Source organism: Aquabacter spiritensis (assembly GCF_004346185.1).
In the GTDB taxonomy this organism is placed as follows: domain Bacteria; phylum Pseudomonadota; class Alphaproteobacteria; order Rhizobiales; family Xanthobacteraceae; genus Aquabacter; species Aquabacter spiritensis.
Genome location: NZ_SMAI01000040.1, coordinates 1 through 1836, shown reverse-complemented (window position 1 = coordinate 1836; position 1836 = coordinate 1). Strand labels below are relative to the sequence as shown.

Genomic DNA, 1836 nt, shown 5'->3' with positions numbered 1-1836 from the left:
GGCCGACAGCGGCTATTTCAGCCAGGCCAATGTCGAGGCCTGCGCCGAGACCGAGATCACGCCGCTGATCGCACCGGGCCGTGAGCGCCACAACCGATCCTGGAAGGACCGCTTCGCCGCCGCGCCGCCGGAACCGGACGACCCGACGCCGGTGCAGGCGATGCAGTATCGGCTGGCGACGCCGGAAGGCCGCAAGCTCTATGCGCTGCGCAAGCAGACGCCCGAGCCCGTGTTCGGAATCATCAAGTCGGTCATGGGCTTTCGACAATTCCACCTGCGCGGCCTCCAACAGGTGAAGGGAGAGTGGAGCCTGGTCACAATGGCCGGGAACATGAAGCGAATGTTCGCCCTCAGCCAGCCCTGAGGGCGCGGCGCCCTTTCCAGCACGGCTCGGCTTCTGCAACGAAACATCGAACTGCATCATCGAAGGACCATGGTCATGTAATCTTCGCCGGCACATCCCTGTTCATGCAATCGCGATCAATCGAGTCCGACAGGCTCCTTCTGTAACGGGCCTTTCGTTGTCAACCCCTCACGTTGCTCCCTTCGCCGGTTCACTCTTCTGTCCGTGGTCGGCGCCGAAGCTCAGGGGGCCGCCACTTGATGGGATAAGATGAGGATGAAGCCGGCCAATCTAGCTGCGCGTGGTTTTGCGCCACTCGAGCCTGTACGGCCTGACATCGTCCATCGTCCCGGCGAGGGACGAACGCTCCGGGAAGGCTGGTGCCCGCCCGCCCGAAACTCTTGCGTTTCTCCTCCTTATGCCGCCGTCGGAGCTGGGCAAGCCGCGCGCCTTGCGTCGAACGGCGTCCCGTCGATCCACATGCGATGCAGGATCACGCCGAGCTTGCGCGCCAGCGCCACCTTCGCCTTCTTCATGCCGGCGCGCTTGGCGAGCTTCATCGCCCAGCTCTTGAGGCCGCCGCCCTTCACTGGCCGCGTCAGTATGACATTGGCGGCTTCATAAAGCGCCGTGCGCACGCCGGCGTCGCCGATCTTGGTGATCCGCCCGGTCACGTCTTTTTCTCCCGACTGATATTTTTTCGGCGTCAGGCCGAAATGCGGACCGACCCGCTTCGACGAGGAAAATCGCGCCGGATCGTCGATCGCCGAAACATAGGTCAACGCCACGATCGCGCCGACGCCAGGCGCCGACATGATCAGCGTGGCGCGCTTGTCCTCTCGAGCCATCGCCCGAACGCGCTTTTCGAACATGTCGAGCTCGCGCAGCAAGGCCGCATGCGCCGCAAGTAGCGCCTTGGCGATGAACTCCAGCGTTGGATGCCCGGCGACGAGTTCCTCGATCCGCCGCGCGAAGCGCTTCGGCGTCGTCGGCCCCACCTTCAGCCCGAAGCCGCGCAATATGCCGCGCAGACTCATCTCAACGTCGTGGAGCTTCGACTGGACCAGCTTGCGCGCCGTCAGCAGCGCCCGTGTCTCCTGCGCCGCCATCGATTTGCAATGGACCGGACGGAACCAGCCGCGCCGCATCAGCTGCGCGATGCCGCGCGCGTCGTTGCGGTCGGTCTTGACCGGCATCGTCTTGAGCGCAATCTGCACATGCCGCGTCTCCAGCAACTCCACCGCCAAGCCCGCCTCCTTCATCGCTCCGTAAAGCCATTGCGACAACGGCCCGGCCTCCAGACCGATCCGCGCCAGATCAAGCCCAAGCGAGCCCAACCAGCGGATCAACGCTTCCGGTTCGCTCGCCACTTTCGCCTCGCGCACGATTTTCCCGGCGCCATCCACGACGCAAATGCTCGATGCTTCCAAAGACACGTCAATCCCGGCATAATGGTCCATGGTCATCCTCCGATGATGCTTGGAGCCGACGAA

At 64.0% G+C, this 1836-nt stretch carries 2 protein-coding genes; one reads left to right on the top strand and one right to left on the bottom strand.

Annotated features, from left to right (window positions below):
* A partial coding sequence (locus EDC64_RS23320; RefSeq protein ID WP_165933874.1) for a transposase occupies positions 1-364 on the top strand: 364 nt, incomplete at its 5' end.
* A 395-nt stretch (positions 365-759) separates the two neighbouring features.
* Here EDC64_RS23320 and EDC64_RS23315 read toward each other — a convergent pair.
* Entirely contained in the window at positions 760-1803 is a 1044-nt protein-coding gene (locus EDC64_RS23315) for an IS110 family RNA-guided transposase (RefSeq protein ID WP_132036254.1), read from the bottom strand.
* Positions 1804-1836: the final 33 nt, after the last annotated feature.